General features: G+C 32.1%; 14 protein-coding genes and 1 pseudogene. 7 read left to right on the top strand and 8 right to left on the bottom strand.

The window, feature by feature from the left end; translation table 11 throughout:
* Positions 1 to 78: 78 nt before the first annotated feature.
* Both DFR85_RS30590 and DFR85_RS30585 read left to right on the top strand, forming a co-directional pair.
* Positions 79 to 411 carry a hypothetical protein gene (locus DFR85_RS30590; RefSeq protein WP_110271542.1) on the top strand — a complete coding sequence of 111 codons (333 nt, stop codon included), beginning with the start codon at positions 79 to 81 and terminating at the stop codon, positions 409 to 411.
* Positions 412 to 527: 116 nt separating this feature from the next.
* Positions 528 to 1,265, top strand: coding sequence for an MBL fold metallo-hydrolase (locus DFR85_RS30585; RefSeq protein WP_110271541.1), 738 nt, complete (start codon positions 528 to 530; stop codon positions 1,263 to 1,265).
* A 4-nt stretch (positions 1,266 to 1,269) separates the two neighbouring features.
* On the opposite strand, the gene DFR85_RS30580 is transcribed toward DFR85_RS30585, so the two are convergent.
* Positions 1,270 to 1,674, bottom strand: a complete 405-nt coding sequence (locus DFR85_RS30580) for a hypothetical protein (RefSeq protein WP_246252929.1) — start codon at positions 1,672 to 1,674, stop codon at positions 1,270 to 1,272.
* Positions 1,675 to 1,733: 59 nt separating this feature from the next.
* Complete coding sequence (locus DFR85_RS30575; RefSeq protein ID WP_110271539.1) at positions 1,734 to 2,852, bottom strand: MFS transporter; 1,119 nt, start codon at positions 2,850 to 2,852, stop codon at positions 1,734 to 1,736.
* Positions 2,853 to 2,893: 41 nt separating this feature from the next.
* Between DFR85_RS30575 and DFR85_RS30570 the strand changes: the two genes are divergently transcribed.
* Positions 2,894 to 3,592, top strand: a complete 699-nt coding sequence (locus DFR85_RS30570) for a TrmB family transcriptional regulator (protein WP_110271538.1) — start codon at positions 2,894 to 2,896, stop codon at positions 3,590 to 3,592.
* Here the strand turns inward: DFR85_RS30570 and DFR85_RS30565 are convergent.
* The 5 genes from DFR85_RS30565 to DFR85_RS30545 form a co-directional block, all read right to left on the bottom strand.
* Complete coding sequence (locus DFR85_RS30565; RefSeq protein WP_110271537.1) at positions 3,587 to 5,230, bottom strand: acyl--CoA ligase family protein; 1,644 nt, start codon at positions 5,228 to 5,230, stop codon at positions 3,587 to 3,589. The two genes, DFR85_RS30570 and DFR85_RS30565, sit on opposite strands and share 6 nt — an antisense overlap.
* Positions 5,231 to 5,292: 62 nt before the next feature.
* Entirely contained in the window at positions 5,293 to 5,703 is a 411-nt protein-coding gene (locus DFR85_RS30560) for a PaaI family thioesterase (RefSeq protein WP_110271536.1), read from the bottom strand.
* Positions 5,704 to 5,739: 36 nt separating this feature from the next.
* Positions 5,740 to 7,263, bottom strand: a complete 1,524-nt coding sequence (gene gapN / locus DFR85_RS30555; protein WP_110271535.1) for an NADP-dependent glyceraldehyde-3-phosphate dehydrogenase — start codon at positions 7,261 to 7,263, stop codon at positions 5,740 to 5,742.
* Between the two features lie 27 nt (positions 7,264 to 7,290).
* Positions 7,291 to 8,223 carry a bifunctional 2-dehydro-3-deoxygluconokinase/2-dehydro-3-deoxygalactonokinase gene (gene kdgK / locus DFR85_RS30550; protein ID WP_110271534.1) on the bottom strand — a complete coding sequence of 311 codons (933 nt, stop codon included), beginning with the start codon at positions 8,221 to 8,223 and terminating at the stop codon, positions 7,291 to 7,293.
* 12 nt (positions 8,224 to 8,235) lie between these two features.
* A complete protein-coding gene (locus DFR85_RS30545; protein ID WP_110271533.1) occupies positions 8,236 to 9,108 on the bottom strand; it encodes a bifunctional 2-dehydro-3-deoxy-phosphogluconate/2-dehydro-3-deoxy-6-phosphogalactonate aldolase in 873 nt (290 codons plus the stop codon).
* Positions 9,109 to 9,530: 422 nt separating this feature from the next.
* Between DFR85_RS30545 and DFR85_RS32050 the strand changes: the two genes are divergently transcribed.
* Together DFR85_RS32050 and DFR85_RS30535 are read left to right on the top strand one after the other, a co-directional pair.
* The gene (locus tag DFR85_RS32050; RefSeq protein ID WP_246252928.1) at positions 9,531 to 9,848 is read left to right on the top strand and encodes a hypothetical protein; all 318 of its coding nucleotides are present in this window, start codon (positions 9,531 to 9,533) and stop codon (positions 9,846 to 9,848) included.
* A gap of 51 nt (positions 9,849 to 9,899) precedes the next feature.
* A pseudogene (locus tag DFR85_RS30535) lies at positions 9,900 to 10,943 on the top strand (IS110 family RNA-guided transposase).
* A gap of 644 nt (positions 10,944 to 11,587) precedes the next feature.
* Here DFR85_RS30535 and DFR85_RS30530 read toward each other — a convergent pair.
* The gene (locus tag DFR85_RS30530) at positions 11,588 to 13,225 is read right to left on the bottom strand and encodes an oxidoreductase (RefSeq protein ID WP_110271532.1); all 1,638 of its coding nucleotides are present in this window, start codon (positions 13,223 to 13,225) and stop codon (positions 11,588 to 11,590) included.
* Between the two features lie 353 nt (positions 13,226 to 13,578).
* On the opposite strand from DFR85_RS30530, the gene DFR85_RS30525 reads away from it, so the two are divergent.
* Both DFR85_RS30525 and DFR85_RS30520 read left to right on the top strand, forming a co-directional pair.
* Positions 13,579 to 13,806: a sulfurtransferase TusA family protein gene (locus DFR85_RS30525; protein WP_210433919.1), complete on the top strand. Its 228-nt coding sequence runs from the start codon at positions 13,579 to 13,581 to the stop codon at positions 13,804 to 13,806.
* A 6-nt stretch (positions 13,807 to 13,812) separates the two neighbouring features.
* Positions 13,813 to 14,967, top strand: a complete 1,155-nt coding sequence (locus DFR85_RS30520; RefSeq protein ID WP_110271531.1) for an NAD(P)/FAD-dependent oxidoreductase — start codon at positions 13,813 to 13,815, stop codon at positions 14,965 to 14,967.
* The last annotated feature ends 2 nt before the right edge of the window (positions 14,968 to 14,969 follow it).

The raw sequence follows: 14,969 nt of genomic DNA, 5'->3' as shown, positions 1-14,969 counted from the left end.
CTGAAATATCTAAAAATTTATACATTTAGGAACGTATTTTTAAGATACCTTTTTAAGATACATCAGTATCGGAAATATATGACTAAAGTATTATTTCTGATAATGTCGGACGATACTAAATTCGATCTAGGAATTAGAATAAGTTATAATAGTTTTAAAAATAGGCGATATGATGAGATGAAGGTATTATTTTTTGGACCTAGTCAAAAAAGATTAACGCAGTTAGACGGCGATATAAAGTCAATGTTTCATGAATTATTACAAAATAAGATTGTAGATTCTGCATGTATAGGAATAGCAGAGAATATGAAAATAAAGCCTAATTTAGAGAGTCTAGGGATATCGTTAATGCCTACAAGTGAAAGGGTAGCGCATTTTGTAAGAGAAGGCTATGAAATAATATCTTTTTAACTTTTTATACTATATTAAATATTTATGATATATATTTATCGTATATTATTATCATAAGTTTATTTCACTATTAAAAGTTAATAACTCTTAAAACTATAATTGGTATATTAATAATTATGATATTCAGATATGTATTGAGTAAGAGTGGAGGATGTCTAACCTATATTTTTGGTTGTACTCAAGCAGGTGAATTATTTGTGGTTGATCCAAAATATGACGTATTGAACGAAATAATTAAACTTAGCGAAGATCTTGGAATGAAAATTTCCTATATAATAGATACTCATACTCATGCAGATCATATTTCTGGAGTAAGGAAATTGCAGAGTTTAACTAACGCAAATATATATTATAGTGAATACTCTCAGATAAAATTCCCTTCTGAAAGAATAAAAGACGGTGAAGAGATAAAGTCAGGGAATGTAAAAATAAAAGCCGTTTATACTCCAGGTCATACACCGGATAGTATGTCTTTATTAATATATGATAAGAGAAGAGATGATAGTTGGACAGAGCCCTGGAGTATGTTAACTGGAGATACTCTATTTGTAGGTTCTGTAGGTAGAATAGATATAAACAAAGATAATTCAGAAGAGAATTTATATTACAGTCTTCAGAAAATTAAGAAGTTCCCAGATTATGTAGAAATTTATCCATCGCATACATCTGGTTCAGTATGTGGACTAGGAATTAGCGGAAAACCTAGCTCTACTATAGGATTTGAAAAAAGATTTAATAAATTATTTAAGATTGACAATAAGGAAGAATTTATAAAACAAATAAATCAAATGAATTTAGAAAAGTCAACAGAATTTGAACGTAATATAAAAATAAACCTAGAAGGAATGATTTAAAAAATTATGTAGGAATTTTCTTCCATATACCTCCTTCTTCTACCCAATTATATCTTGGTTTTCCCTCTTCCTTATGTATAGAAATTTCAGTCACCTTTAGATTACCTTTATCTTCTTTGACAAAGAAGTCTAGATCATACATTTTTCCTTCAGTAGACTTAAAATCTGCACACACAAAATATTCGTTTTCTGTAATTTTAGATAGTCTATCTTTGTGCACTTTCTCCAGATCTAATGCTAACGGTTTATTCGAAACTGGATCATAAATAGAAAAATGACCTCCTTTTAGTTGGGAATCCGTTTTAACGAAATCCTCAACTGTTTTAGCGATATTATCTAAACTTACACCTTTACCTGGGTGTTCTCTTGTTGGATGTTCTGAATGCTCTTTTTTAGGGTGTTCTGGCATGTTAATTACTATAAAATGAATACTTATAAACTTAATTAACTATATATAGTTAATTATATTTACATATTCTTAGTAACATGTTTGAAAACGTTAACGTCTATTATAAGAAATATGGAGATAAGTTGAAATGTACCTACAATTAATAGTGCATAGTTAAATCCAAAAAATGAGTAAAGCAATGGCAAAATTAAGCCTGCAACTCCGTATCCACTATCACGGTATAGTCTATAGTACCCTAATGCTTTACCTCTAACTGATTCATGTATTTCATCATTTACCAAAGCTATTAGATTAGGGTATATCATGCTCATTCCAATTCCTTCCATTATAGAAAATACTAAAGGATAAACAGTGTAGTGAAAGAAGCCTAAGAACATAAGAAAGAAACCTATTGTAATAATTAGTCTTCTCTGGTTAGAAATATCAGCTATATACCCGAATAATGGTTGTAATACCGCCCATGTCAATGTATAACTTGCTACTATAACTCCTATTAAAAATAAACTATAATGCAGCAGTAGTAAATATGTTGGTATTAATATGAAAAATGACGAGTCTACAAATTTTTCTAGTAATCCGGCTATACTTGTTTTCGTTATAGACGAATAATTGATTTTTGTTTTTCCTATTATTGTATCTTTTAATAATTTTTTTGTATCTATTGCTAAGATTGACGAAATAAGGGCTACTATCGCAACTGTGAAAATAAAAACGTAACTAAGACGAAAAATATAAGTGGCAAAAAGGTTACCTACTGCAACACCGAAATATCCAGACATTTCATTAATTCCAGACGCTAATCCAGCTCTACTTTTCCCACTAATATCTATTTGCGAAGTTACTGTTGTTGTCCAAGTTAATGCTTGATTTATAGCTAAAAACACAGTAATGATTATAATTGAATATATATTAACATAAAAGAATAATATTATTGAAGATAAAGCTGCTATCCAACCTATTATAAGTACCAATTTTCTACCTAAGTCATCAGAAAGTTTACCTGCTAAATAATTAAATCCTCCTTTAGTAAAACCAAAGATTACCAGTGGCAAAAATATAGACAAAGTTACAGCAATATCTAAATGTCTTTCTATTACTGGGATGACAATTCTTAATGTTCCTAAATATAATCCTGTAAAAAAGACTAAAATGGTAAACAAAATAAATTGCCTATTCATAATAAAGATATGTTTAAAAATATAAAAATCAATTATTCACTATGAGTAGTGAATTGAGATCTAATTTAGAAGACATAGGGCTATCTTTATATGAAAGTAAAGTATATCTGTCTTTATTACAGTTGTGCAGCGCTACTATGAGGGAGCTATCAGAAAAATCCGAGGTACCTTATCAAAAAATTTACGAAGTTACAAGATCACTTGAGAACAAAGGATTAATAAAAATTATAGAAGGAAAACCTAAGAGAGTAAAAATTATTGATCCTTCTATAGCTTTAAAAACATATAAAGACAAAATAATGTCAAGATTTGATAATTCTATTTCTAAGATAATTTCGTTCTGGAGTAAAGAGAGGAAAGGAGACACAGAGCGTAGTCTCCATGTTGCTGGTAAAAGAACAATAATTAAGATAATAAAGGAATTTATGGAAAAAAGCAGAAAAGTAAAGATAGTTTATGATAAACCACCAGAATGGTTAGTAAGAATGATTAAACAATATAAGGGAGATTTAACATTCATTACTTCTCAAAATATAGATATAAATGCAAAAATTAAGCTGGTTAAAGATATACAATCAAGATTTATAATTTTTGATGATTCTTTACTTGTAACATTCAATAAAAACGAAGAAGGAGACGAGATAATTATAGATTCTTGTAGAGGCTGTATTATTCAAGCTTCTGAACATTTTGATTTACTAATAAATTCAATAATTCCTAAAAAAGAAATTCAATTATAAATTATTTTCTTCCTTCATTTTCTTTAATGCAGAATTTCTTAGAACATATTTTTGAACTTTACCAGTAGCTGTCATTGGAATAGATCCGAATTCTACAATCTTAGGGCATTCGAAATGAGCAAGCCTTTCTTTACAGAATTTTATAACTTCATCAGCAGTTAAACTAACTCCTTCTTTTAATTCTATTCTTGCTGTAACAGCCTCTCCCCACTTTGGATCTGGAGTCCCATATACAGCTACGGCCTTAACGCCAGGGATTTCCATTAGAGTCTTCTCTACTAATATACTCGAAACTTTTTCTCCGCCAGTATTTATTAAATCTTTAAATCTATCTACTATTTGAATATAACCATCAGGATCTACTATAGCTGCATCGCCAGAATGGAACCATCCGTCTCTGAAGGATTCGGCTGTTTTCTCTTCGTTCTTATAATATCCTAAGGCAACATTATTTCCTCTCATTACTACTTCACCAATAGTTTTCCCGTCCCAAGGTACTGGATTTCCGTTCTCATCAAATACATTCATCTCAAAACCTACATAAGGTATTCCTTGTCTAGCCTTTAGTTTAGCTTGTTCCTCAATTGAGAGATTATTCCATTCTTCTAACCATTCACATATTGAATGTGGACCGTAAGTTTCTGTAAGTCCATAAACGTGGGCCATATATCCTCCTAGTTCTTGTACTGCCCTTAATGTAGCTGGTGCAGGGGCGGCTCCAGCTACTATCATGTGAACCATATTATCAAATCTTAGCTTATTTCTTTTCATATAGTCTATTAATGTTATATAAACAGTAGGAGCACCGCACATGTGAGTAACCTTTTCTTCCTTTATTAATCTATACATTACTTCTGGATCTACTTTATCTAGACAAACGTTTGTAGCACCTACAGCTACAGTAGCCCATGGAAATCCCCAACCTGCAGCATGAAACATTGGCAATGTCCATAGATAAGTTGAATTTATTCCCATCTGATGTTCAAGTGCTTCAGTTAACGCATTTAAATAAGCTCCTCTATGATGATGCATTACGCCTTTTGGTAAACCAGTTGTCCCTGATGTATAATACAAGGTTATCATTGAATATTCGTCCTTAACTTGTATTTGAATTGGTTGAGTTGTTCCAGATTTAATAAACTCGGAAAAAGTTTTCCATACTATTTTTCTTGCATTCTCAGTTGACGGAGATAATTCATCCTCAAGAAGTATAATTTTGGCTTTAATTTCGTCTTTGACGCTCACTAGTTGATCTAGGAATAGTTCATCAACTATGAGAAAATTAGACTCTGAATGATTCACAATGTAAGAAATTTCTTTAGGTGACAATCTGAAATTTATTGGTACCAAAATTCCGCCAGCTAATGGAACACTAAAGAAAGATTCTAAGAATTGAGGTCTATTTCTAGATATGAATGCTACTTTATCTTCGTTAGAAAGTCCTTCAGCTTTAAATGCATTGGCTTGCATTAATACATTCTCTTTGAACTTCTCATAAGTATATCTCTTGTCTCTATACACTATAGCGGTCTTATTCTTAAAATAGGATGTTCTATCTAAAAAAAGGAGAGGAGTTAATGGTGAGTACCATGATCTTGACTTATCAATGCCGGGGTAATTTGGGTTCATGTTCGACATAGATTACTATCATGCGTATAAAGGTTAAAAATTTTTATTATTTGAATTAAATAGTTTTAGCTTTATTTTGTAGTTATTAATCTGTCTCTAATTATGTACCAAGTTCCTAATCCTATTGCTCCTATTTTTCCTTCATTATCCTTAAATTTTATCTCTACAACTACTGCAGTTCTTCCTTTTCTTATTATATTAGCCTCTACTGTAAATGGTCCCTTATACATGGGTTCTAAAAAATTCGTTTTTAATTCCTGCGTCACTTGGTCAATTCCATCATTAACCGTTAGAGTAGCTAATCCGCCTGCAAAATCCATAGCCGTCATTATTATTCCTCCGTTTAATACTCCTCCTCTTCTACAAAGTTCCTCTTTATAAGGTATTTGAAGTTTTACGTATCCTTCTTTTTGTTCTAAAAGCTTAATTCCTATATACTTGTATACTTTATCATTATCTTCTAATAATCTTTGTATATCCATATAATCATAGACTAATAACGTAAGAAAAAAGATTATCTAGATATATTCCCAAATACCTTTTCCTTTATAGTTATATACTAAAGTTTTATAAGAAGTTACGTATTCTATTGTGTACCCTATACCTTCTCTACCAGTTCCTGAATCTTTTCTTCCTCCGAAGGGAAAATATCCTATTCCGTGCTTTGGATAATCATTAATGTATATTGCCCCAACTTCTAGTCTCCTTAGTGCCTTCCTAATCTTAAAAATATCGTTACCAAATATTGCTGCATCTAGACCATATCTTCTCTCAGTATTCAGTTCTATTGCCTCGTCTATATTGTCTACTTTAGTTAGCGTAGCTATAGATAAAAACACTTCCTTTCTAAATAAATATAATTCTTTGAGTACTTTCTTATCTACTTCTAGCAAAGTTGGTTCAATGTAAGTAGGACCTAAAATGTTACCTCCATAAAGAATAGTAGCACCTTTATTTACTGCGTCCTTTACTGCATATTCGAATTCTTGAACAGTATTTGGATCTATTATTGGTCCCATAGCAGTATTGGATTCTCTTGGATCTCCTACTTTAATCTTCTTCAATTCTTCAATGAGATAATTTTTTAATTGCTCATAGATCGATGCCTCAGCGAAAATAAATTTTATAGAGTCACATCTTTGTCCAGAATAACTTGTTATTCCAGAAGCTATTCTTTGAGCAGCTATCTTAGGATCCGCATCTCCCAACACTATAGCAGGGTCACCACCACCCAGTTCCATTATGTATTGTTTTAATCCACCAGATTTAATTACTTGTTCTCCAGATTCACTACTACCAGTAAACGTTATTACATTAATTCTCTTATCTGAAATTATTTTATCCATCTCGTTACCTTGTATTGTTATTATTGATAACGCTCTTTTGGGAAATTCTGCTATTTCCGCTAATTTAGCAAGCATTATTGCTGGTAATGGTGTAGAACTAGCTGGTTTTAAAATAAATGCATTACCTGCTACTGTAGAGTATACAAATTTATTAATTACGTCAAAGAGGGGATAATTAAAAGGAGTTATACCTAGCACTATTCCTAGCGGCTCCCTCCTCACTATAGCTTCTGATTCTAAACTTTCGGTGCTCCAGTCTCCAGGAACGTACTCACCGTATAGTTTTCTCACATCAAGATCTGCTCTTATTAACCTTTCTATTGATGCATTGATTTCACCGTTAGCTTGAGCTTTAGTTTTCCCATTTCCAATCATTAGGACGTTTATGAAGTCGTCTCTATATTTATCTAATAGATCTGCTATTTTATGATATATTTTCAATCTCTTTTCTCCTGGTATGTCCCTTATTTCCCATTTGCCAACCTTATACATAACACTTAGCGTAGAATCAATCATTTCATGATTTAATTTTGGAACCTTAGCATAGACAGAAAGATCAATTGGAGATTTTAAGTACTGAACGTCTTTTGCATCGACCCATTCTCCTAATAAATATGTTTTAAATAAAGGAATTCCATCATTGTCTATTACGTATATACTTTTGAACTCTTCTGAAAGTTCATTTAAACTTACCATATTAAATACTAAAACTTTCACGATTTTTTATCTTTTCATTTCTTCTAAGAATGATTCAATATCACTAGTCGAAGGTATGTTTTCGTGATCTCCTCTTACCATTACAGAAAGCGTAGATGCTACCACAGCATAATCAAGGGCTTTTTCTATACTAAAGCCTTTATAATATAGTGAAAGAAAAGTTCCGCCTAATGCATCTCCTGCTCCAGTCACGTCCTCAACTGGAACTTGATAGCCTGGTGAATGATATTTTTTACCTTCGTAATATACCGTAGATCCTTTAGGGCCTAATTTCATTATTACTATTTCTGCATAGTTAGAAAGTTTTGAAACTGCAGCGTCTGGATCAGATTCCCTAACTAGAATTCTAGAATCTTCAATATCAGTAATTAGAAATTTTAGTGGATACTCTTTCAGAACACCCATTATTATTTCCCTGGCTTGTTCAGCTGACCATAGTTTTAACCTTATATTTGTATCGAGAGATCTCACTTTGGCGTTGTTAAATGCTTTAATCACTGCATTTTTAGCAGAATCGGATATAGCTAAAGTTATTCCAGAAGAATGGACAAGATCCGCTGACCTAATATAATTCTCATCAACATCTTCAGGAGAAAGTTTACTTCCTGCGCTACCTTTTCTATAATAGATAAAGTTACTTTTATGCGGAACAGGGTAATGTCGCTGAATAAAAAATATGCCAGTAGGTGCTGGATCGAATTTTATATGAGAAACGTCTACTCCCTTTCCTCTTAACCATTCCATAGCATTATATCCGAATTCGTCTTCTCCTAGTCTAGCTATTATTCCGCATTCATTACCCTGTTTCGTAAATGCTACACAGTAGTTTGCTTCGCTACCTGCTATGTGTTTTTCAAAATATGTTACGTGTCTTAGTGGACCAGAAGTTAAAGCATTAAATTCTATCAAAATTTCGCAAAGAGTGATCATTTTAGCCATTTGTTATCATCTTTATGAAGAAAATTTCCTTATTTTGTCTTTTAGAGGATTTATTTCTTGAATTAAAGCCTTTACGTCTTCATCTTCTAACGGAAATATGGGACCTCTAGGTATTCCTACATTATATCCTTGAAATTCTCTTACAAGAATATAATTAGATGATAATTGACCATATTTTCTTGATATTTCTAAAATAGAAATTATAAGTTTCTGAAGTTCTAAGGCTTCATTTAATTTTCCATTTTGTATTAGGTTCTTCATTTTTACTACTATTTCAGGCAAATAATTACTAGCCGCAGTTACACTACCGTCAAGAGAAAGAAGTGAATAATATATTAAGGAATCAGAACCATTATATACTTTGAAGTTTTTCAATGATTTATATTCAAGAGAGTGAGATAAATCCTGGTTGGTGTCTTTTATTCCTACAAACTTTGAGTCCATAAATTTCTCTAGAGTCTTTGCTGAAATATCATAACCCGTAGCTAAGGGATAATTATAAATGTAAATAGGGTGTGGAGAATATTCTTCTATAGTTTTAAAATATTTTATTAACATTTTTTCAGGAATTCTAGGAAAATAGAAGGGAGAATAGGACGCTACACCTACTATATCAAATTCTTTTGATGCTTTAAGTAACTCTATTACATCGTTGATATTAAGGCCACCTACTTGGAAGATTATCTTTCCAGTTATATCATAGATAGTTTTTAATGTAGATAATTTTTCATCTTTAGAAAGAGCAGGACCTAAACCAGTGGATCCATTAAGGAAAATCAAATCTATACCTTTTGTAATTAAATTATTTACATGCGTTTTTAATGCTTCTTTATCGATATCTCCATTATTTTTAAAAGGAGTTAAGATTGGTGTAATAATTTCCATAAATAAAGATCTCAAAACTCCTTAAATAATTTTAATACATTCTACTGAGAGTTTCCTTATTTAATTATTATAATTGACTTCTGAGTTTAAAATATTACAGATAATATAAAGCTAAGAGTTAAGAGGAAGGTAGCATCTTAAAAGTTTAAGTCATGACGCAACGTTGAAATTAATTTTATTAATTTTTTCTTTATAATATTTAAACTAGGTTATAGTTAAATTGATTTAAAATAAAACGATATTTATAGAATGAGAGTTTTATCATAAAGCTAGAAATACATTAAATAAGGAGTCAATAACTGTATTCCTTGATCTAAACTCAATATATAATTATTTCTGTAGATATTCAGTTTTTATTACATTACAATGTTGTCATTCAACTGACAATAGTTTATAAATATTTGGTAAATAGAGTATCAACTATGGAAACATTTAATAACATAAATCCATGGTGGTTTTACAGTAATTGGGAGGATAAAGATAAGCATTCTTTATTAGATAAAATACCTTCATCTATTTCATTTAATTCTATAGCCTCAGATTTGGGTATTTCTCATAATACAGTCTCTGAATATATTGAATTTTTGACTGATATATTTCTAATTGACGTTGCCTACTTAAAGTCAGGAAATGAGATAGTGAACTCCTTCGGCTCTTCAAGCTATCGCCTAGCCATGTTAGAGGCAAAGCATGTGGAGCCTATCCATCTCCTTACGGATGGAGTCTTCCGCCCCCTTTGAACCTATATAGATTAATTAGTTGGGGAGAGTAATACTCTCCAACTGGGAAACATGGTCGACCCTTTGACTGAAGCAAAGTCTTCGAACGGGGGCGTGACAAACCCCTACCATCGGACTGAACATTGTGATAATATGCACGGATATAGGTGTGATAAAGAGGTAGGGATCCTAGGAATAGACATATCAAAAGATCATCTAGTAACGAGTGAGGGGAGGGTCTACGAGAACAACAAGAAGGGTTATGAAGAAATACTAAAAGTGAAACTAAACACAATAGTGGTCGAACCGACAGGAGCATACTCAATAAAACCATGTCAATACTTCAAGGAAAAAGGGATCAAGATACTACAAGTAAGCCCAAATATACTATGGAAGGAGAAGGACTTGAGAGGAAAGAAAACAGATTTTTACGACGCACAAAAACTAATAAACATGGCAAACAAGGCAAAGGAGTACAACTACAACTCATTGAAAGAACTAGTAACACTATACGTCTTCCTAAAAGTTGAAAGTAAAGTACAAGAACAGGGTAAAAAGAGCACTATTCCTAGTCAGTGACGAGGAAAAAATAAGCAAGGAAATGCTTGAAGAATTCTCTAAAGGAAACTTCAAAATACAATTATACAACTTGGAACAAAGATCGTACTTGAAGAAATCGAAGTATTATCTAAAGCACTACTGGAAACAAGCGAGAAAATAAAAGAAGTAGAGAAAATGATACAATCACAGTCTGAAAATCACGTTCTATTAACTATACCGGGAATAGGAAAACTTTCTTCGGGGATAATAATAGGCATTGTTGGAGACATTAAACGCTTTCCTAACCCTGAGTCCTTCGTATCTGCGGTTTAGACCCAATGAGAGGAGCGGTAAAGCTACTGTAAGTAAGGGAATATCGAAGAAGGGTAATAAGTACTTGCGCAGCTTGTTCTCCTCGCTGAGATGAATTACTCTCGTAATCCTACATTACTAGAATTTTACGAGAACCATAAGGAAAAGTTGAAGGGAAAGAAGTTGTACACTGCTTTAGCCAGGAAATTGGCTAGAATAGTTTGGAGTGTTTGGTATAATAATAAGCCTTATGAGCCTAAGTGATCCTCCCCAAATCGCCACGTGGATTGAAAGGTACACGTGGCAATCTTAGTTGACATTATGCTTGAAGTTCAACCGAAATATTTATTACTGAACGCCCCTTGTTAAGATAAAAAGAAAGGAGAAAAAATATTTTTCAGAGACTCTTTCATACTTAGGGCAATTTCTTGATGGGTTAATAAGGAATTTGATGAATCGGCAATTTTAGAAAATATCGTTCAAGAGCATTTAAGGAGAAAAATAGGAAAGGTATTCTACTATAAGAATTCCGTATAAATTGATATCATAACAAACAATTATAAAATAGAGATAAAAAAGAGCAGAAGTCATAAGTCTTATCCTAAAGACGTTATAATATTAAATAAAGATGAAATTCCCATCTTTCTCCTTAGACAGTAGGTAAGAGTTTATTATTTCTAACATTCTTTCGCTGGTGTTCCACTAAATTATGTCGTATGAAAGATACTGTCTTTGATACTTCAATGTGAGGAAGACGACTAAAGAATTATATGAAACTCACTATATTTATGTAAGAATCAGCTAGGAATTTTTCTGAAATTATTAATATTATTTTCTAAGCGATTTAACTTCATAATATACTAAATTACAAAAATTTAGATTATATAGGTATAATTTTACTAGTCATGCTAAACATTGGAGAAATTTCTAGCTATCCAATATCCTCTTGCAATAGATGCTCCTATTGAGGGTTGTGACACTCTAATATCGTCAATTACTATATCAGCTTTTATCGGTTCTTTTACAATTTTTACCCCTAATTCCCTATATTTTTCTTCGAGAAGATATCCTCTATTCCTGTCTAATCCCTTAAATACATTTTGTGTAACGTAGACTTCGTTATTCTTTATCCATTCAAATACATAATCCTGATATGCATATAAGTTAGAATTTACCAAAATTTTCTTTTTTTCGTAATTTCTAAATATGGGCTGCCTCTCCTTTGGTATGGCAATTATTCCATCTTTTGACTCACTATTTAACATAATTTTTACTCCCAATCTCATTAATTCTTTTTCATAATACTCGACTAACTTGGAGAACTCATTTTTCTTATAAGGATCTTTAATCTCGTTTATCTGACCTCCTAATCTATCGTTTTTTTCATAGAGCGTAACTTCAAATCCCCTCAGACTTAACACCCTAGCTATTTCCATTCCCATTAATCCTCCACCAACTACTTTTACTTCACCTTCTCCTTTTTCCATAGGAGGTAAGATCTCCCATCCTAATTCCGGATTAACGTCACATCTAACTTCTCTCACTGATAGTAATCTGCATAATTGATTGCATCTTATGCACGGCCTTATAGGTCGATTATTACCTATTTTAATAGGCCAATCTGGATCAGCAAGAATTTGTCTAGCTAAGACAACCACATCTGCAACTTCTAGTACTTTTTCAGCATCTTCTACACTTGTTACTGATCCTACTAAAAATAGTGGAATTCTGACTTCTTTCCTTACGATTCTCGCTTCATCGATGTAGCTAGGTTTTTTGTAATAAAATGATGAGGAACCGCCTAAAGGACCATCTCTTCCAGCTGATAAGTGAACATAATCTAAAAGTGGTTCGACTCTTTTCACAATTTTAGCTACTAATTCAGGATTTAATCCATTGGGATCAAACTCTGTAACTGATATTCTCATTCCTACTGGTATGGAGACTACTCTTCTAACCTCCTTTAGAATTTCCTCAAGAAATAAAACTCCGTCCTTATATTTATCTTCTCTTTTATTTGTAGCAGGAGATAGAAATTGAGCTATCAAATAACCGTGCGCTCCATGTAATTCAATACCATCAAAACCACTTTTTTCTGCCCTTTCTGAAGCCTTTACGAAATCGTCTATTACCCTATTTATATCATCCTCGTTCATTTCTCTTACCGGATCAATTAATGGTACATTAGAGGGAGCTATTGGAGAGTTTCCCCATATTAATAATTTCCTAGTTTTTCTTCCTGCGTGGACAAGTTGCACAAAAATTCTAGAATCGTTATTATGTACTGCTTCAGTGAGTCTAGCAAACTTAGGTATTAATTCATCACTATAGAGTCCCATTTCATTGGGGGAACCTCTTGAATCGAGATTATTTACATAAGTATATTCCGTTATCAATAATCCTGCTGACGATCTTCTTATAAAATATCTTATATGTTCTTCTGTTGGATAACCTTCTGGTGTTGCTAAATTTGTTATCATTGGCGACATTACTATTCTGTTCTTTAACTTTATGTCCTTTATAGAAAAAGGTTCCAATAATTTCATTTAAGAATAATGAAGTTCCTTAAGATAAATAAAGCTACTTAGTCTGTATAAAATCGAAAACATTTTATATAAAAATATTATATAAACTTAAGGTACTGTCTAAAAATCTTTTAATAGAGTAAGATTTTGATTATCATATAAAAATTATATGTATTTTCTACATTATGCAGTATATATGATTAACTATCTTTGTTTTGTATCTATTAAATAATATTATCTTGTAAATATAACAATTTAATAGAATTGCACAAAATAATATAAATTGGATTTACTAATCTTTATGACATTTTTCTCAATAATTGATATAATAGAAATGTTTATAATCTTCAAATCTTACATATCTTTTGATAAGTATGAGTTATATAATTAAAGAAATAGATCTATCTGAATCGTCATGCTCTGGACCTATTGGGGAGCTAAGTGGAATAGTAAGTGAGTTAAAAAGTGGTGAGGCGATAAAAGTAATTATAAGCATGGAAGACACAAAGAGAATTATAGAATCTTGGGTTAAGAAAAAAGGATTAAAATTAGTTACTGAAGTGAAAGATAATTCCAAGTATGTATTAGTTATATCGAGGTGAAAAAAGATGAAGAGAATCATAATTGCAGGAGGAAATATAGCTGGCACAATTGTTGCCAATAGATTAATTCAGAAGTTGGAAGATGAAGTAAATAAAGGAGAAGTAGAGATAGTAGTCCTTAATAGATCAGACGATCACACTTATTTGCCAGGACAACTATTAGCAGCTTTTGGTCTTGAAATACCTGGAGAATTAGTTAAAAAAGAGAAAGAACTGTTAGATCCCAGAATAAAATTCTTGCATGGAGATAAAGGTACAATTACCAAGATAGATGTAGCTAATAACTCAGTACAGACTGCAGATGGAGTCTCTCACAATTATGATTATTTGGTTATAACTACTGGAGTGGAATATTCATGGGACGAAGTACCAGGATATAGGGCAGCTTCACTTACTCCATATGAGATGGAATCTGCATTAAAGCTAAGGGAAGCTTTAGGATCTTTCTCTGGAGGTACTGTCGTAGTAAATACTGCAAGATTACCTCATAGATGCCCAGTAGCCCCAATAGAGACTACTCTTATTTTAGACGATTACTTAAGAAAAAGAGGAATTAGAGATAAAACTAAGATTATATATACCTATCCAGTACCGGGAGTTTTCGGTAGACCTATTACTAATAAGTTTATAATGAATATATTCGAGCAGAGAGGAATAGAAGTACATTCTCCATTTACAATAAAAAGTGTAGACCCAACAGAAAAAATAGCCGAATCTCAGGAGGGAGATAAACTAAAATTCGATATGCTAATTTCAATTCCTCCTAATATGGGTGCAAAAGTTATAGAAGATTCTGGAATAGGAGACAGAAGAAGATGGGTCCCAACTGACAAGTTTACGCTAAGAATGAAGGATCATCCTAACGTTTATGTTATGGGAGATACTACGGATTTAGCAGTATCTAAGGCAGGATCTACAGCAGATTTTGAATCTTACGTTGTAGCGCATAACATAGCCAATGATATCAAAGGGAACCTAGGAGTGAAGCATTACGGCGGCGACGTATTATGCTACATAGCAACTGGTACTGATCAAGCTACTTACATTAGATTCAGTTATACTATGAACGAAAGTCCACCTCCACCATCATATATTCACTGGTGGGGAAAGATAATGTATAATAAAATGTACTGGACTGTTACAGCTAAGGCTGTGGTATGAAG

The organism is Acidianus brierleyi (genome assembly GCF_003201835.2).
Lineage (GTDB): Archaea > Thermoproteota > Thermoprotei_A > Sulfolobales > Sulfolobaceae > Aramenus > Aramenus brierleyi.
The sequence above is the reverse complement of the archived record's forward strand: the minus strand, read 5'-3'. Positions and strand labels throughout refer to the sequence as shown.

Bases quoted from the DNA above. Each gene is read 5' to 3' on its own strand.
- DFR85_RS30590 (WP_110271542.1), top strand. From the start codon at position 79: ATGACTAAAGTATTATTTCTGATAATGTCGGACGATACTAAATTCGAT.
- DFR85_RS30585 (WP_110271541.1), top strand. From the start codon at position 528: ATGATATTCAGATATGTATTGAGTAAGAGTGGAGGATGTCTAACCTAT.
- DFR85_RS30580 (WP_246252929.1), bottom strand. From the start codon at position 1,674: ATGCCAGAACACCCTAAAAAAGAGCATTCAGAACATCCAACAAGAGAA.
- DFR85_RS30575 (WP_110271539.1), bottom strand. From the start codon at position 2,852: ATGAATAGGCAATTTATTTTGTTTACCATTTTAGTCTTTTTTACAGGA.
- DFR85_RS30570 (WP_110271538.1), top strand. From the start codon at position 2,894: ATGAGTAGTGAATTGAGATCTAATTTAGAAGACATAGGGCTATCTTTA.
- DFR85_RS30565 (WP_110271537.1), bottom strand. From the start codon at position 5,230: ATGTCGAACATGAACCCAAATTACCCCGGCATTGATAAGTCAAGATCA.
- DFR85_RS30560 (WP_110271536.1), bottom strand. From the start codon at position 5,703: ATGGATATACAAAGATTATTAGAAGATAATGATAAAGTATACAAGTAT.
- gapN (WP_110271535.1), bottom strand. From the start codon at position 7,263: ATGGTAAGTTTAAATGAACTTTCAGAAGAGTTCAAAAGTATATACGTA.
- kdgK (WP_110271534.1), bottom strand. From the start codon at position 8,223: ATGGCTAAAATGATCACTCTTTGCGAAATTTTGATAGAATTTAATGCT.
- DFR85_RS30545 (WP_110271533.1), bottom strand. From the start codon at position 9,108: ATGGAAATTATTACACCAATCTTAACTCCTTTTAAAAATAATGGAGAT.
- DFR85_RS32050 (WP_246252928.1), top strand. From the start codon at position 9,531: ATGGAAACATTTAATAACATAAATCCATGGTGGTTTTACAGTAATTGG.
- DFR85_RS30530 (WP_110271532.1), bottom strand. From the start codon at position 13,225: ATGAAATTATTGGAACCTTTTTCTATAAAGGACATAAAGTTAAAGAAC.
- DFR85_RS30525 (WP_210433919.1), top strand. From the start codon at position 13,579: ATGAGTTATATAATTAAAGAAATAGATCTATCTGAATCGTCATGCTCT.
- DFR85_RS30520 (WP_110271531.1), top strand. From the start codon at position 13,813: ATGAAGAGAATCATAATTGCAGGAGGAAATATAGCTGGCACAATTGTT.